The following is a 1,972-nucleotide window of genomic DNA, read 5'->3' as shown; positions in this document are numbered from 1 at the left end:
TTTTTTCATTATTAACTGCGGCACTAATCTCAATTCGGTTTAAGTCAAGCTCTTCGAAACAATACTTTATCAATGCCTCAACTGCTTGTGTCATAATCCCATGACCCTCAAATTGTTTATCTAAATAATATCCTAATGAAGTTTTTCTGTGCATGCGATTAATTTCATGTAAACCGATGACACCAACTAGCGTTCCTTCATACCAAATGCCACACTGAAATCCATTACCATCAGAAAATTGCAAAAGTCCTCTTTTAATAAACGCACGCGTATCTGATGGTTGCTCAGTTGCATCTACCCAAGGTAACCATTCCCTAAGTGAATTTCTTGAACGATTGACTAAATTGAAAAGCGCTTCTGTGTCATGGGCTTCTAAAATTTTTAATATTATTTGTTCATTCACTTTCATTCCAAACATACCATCACACCCTCATTTATTTTTCATATAATTTTGTAAATTATCATAATAATAACATATTAATATTACGCCTTGTATCTTAAATTTGTTGTCCTTCCCCAACTTGCATTGCTTGTAGAATTTCTTTTCGAAATTCTCTTTGTTGGGGCCCCGCCAATAAGCGTTGTAGTGCCTATTACTTTGATTGATGTCCAAGTTTCCTATCACACAACTTAATTTAATCTCTACTTTATTAACCATTCCAAATTTATATTTAAAAATACGACAAAACAGTGCTAAAATGCTATTAAAGGAGGCACTGCTCATGGCATCATTGAAAAATAAGCATTTTATGATTGGACTAACATTAACATTTATAGTCGCATTATTTAGCTTTTTAGCTGCTAAATTGCCAATCTTAGATAAGGTTGGCGCATTAACTATCGCGATATTAATCGCTATTCTATATCGTCACTTTAGAGGATATCCTGAACAATATAGCTCAGGTATTACGTTTTCATCTAAATATTTATTAAGATTTGCAATCATCCTATATGGACTTAAACTCAATATATTCGATATTATCGGTCAAGGTAGTAGACTATTAGCCATCGATGTAGGTGTCGTTATTTTTAGTATTGTAATGATGCTCTTTGTCAACAAACTGTTGCATGGTGACAAAAACATCGCATTATTACTAGGTGTAGGTACAGGCGTTTGTGGTGCTGCCGCTATTGCTGCAGTCGCTCCAATATTCAAATCACGTGAAAAGGATACAGCTATTAGTATCGGTATCATCGCATTGATTGGTACGATATTTTCACTTATATATACAGCTATCTATGCTATCTTTTCAATGACGACAAATGTTTATGGCGCTTGGTCTGGCGTTAGTCTTCATGAAATTGCACACGTTGTCCTAGCTGGTGGCTTTGGTGGTAGTGATGCACTTAAAATTGCACTTCTTGGTAAACTTGGCAGAGTATTCTTACTGATTCCATTAACCATCGTACTTATTTTAATTATGCGTTTCCGTTCATCAGAATCATCTAGCAATGGTCGAATAAGCATTCCATACTTTTTAATTGGATTTGTCATTATGGCCTTAGTGAATACATATGTAACTATTCCGTCAGCATTGCTAAATATTTTAAATACTGTATCAACAATTTGCTTATTAATGGCCATGGTTGCTTTAGGGTTAAATGTTGCATTTAAAGATCTTAAAAATCGCGCACTTAAACCGCTTATGACAATCATTATTACCTCAATATGCTTGTCATCACTTGCCTTTATCGTCGTTCATTGGCTATATAGTTAATATGAAAAGACGCTCAAACACTTGCAAATTTAGTGTGCCGAGCGTCTTATTTTTATACTTTAAAAGTCGTATTGGTTGTTTTCTTCTTCAAACACTTGTTGTTGTACTTTGGCAGTTCGCATTGTGGATTGTGCCAACGCTTTTAACCGAAATACAACATCATCATTGACAATTTGTTGATTTGAAAAATCTTTCTCTTCAATAAATACATACGTTTGCATCGTATGTGCTTTCATGTAACTCAATATTGGTTT

Annotated in this window: 2 protein-coding genes and 1 pseudogene; 1 reads left to right on the top strand and 2 read right to left on the bottom strand. The window is 34.3% G+C overall.

The annotated features are described in order from the left end of the window. A partial coding sequence (locus IDG60_RS12645) for a GNAT family N-acetyltransferase (protein ID WP_206160759.1) occupies positions 1 to 418 on the bottom strand: 418 nt, incomplete at its 3' end. A 304-nt stretch (positions 419 to 722) separates the two neighbouring features. Here IDG60_RS12645 and IDG60_RS12640 point away from each other — a divergent pair. Beyond that, positions 723 to 1,718 carry a YeiH family protein gene (locus tag IDG60_RS12640; RefSeq protein ID WP_000157643.1) on the top strand — a complete coding sequence of 332 codons (996 nt, stop codon included), beginning with the start codon at positions 723 to 725 and terminating at the stop codon, positions 1,716 to 1,718. Between the two features lie 59 nt (positions 1,719 to 1,777). Here IDG60_RS12640 and IDG60_RS12635 read toward each other — a convergent pair. Further along, positions 1,778 to 1,972, bottom strand: a pseudogene (locus IDG60_RS12635) (FMN reductase); the annotation flags it as partial.

Source organism: Staphylococcus sp. EG-SA-2 (genome assembly GCF_017152085.1).
This window is presented reverse-complemented; position numbering and strand designations above follow the sequence as displayed.

Excerpts from the sequence above, each read along its gene's own strand:
- IDG60_RS12640 (WP_000157643.1), top strand. The coding sequence starts at position 723 with ATGGCATCATTGAAAAATAAGCATTTTATGATTGGACTAACATTAACA.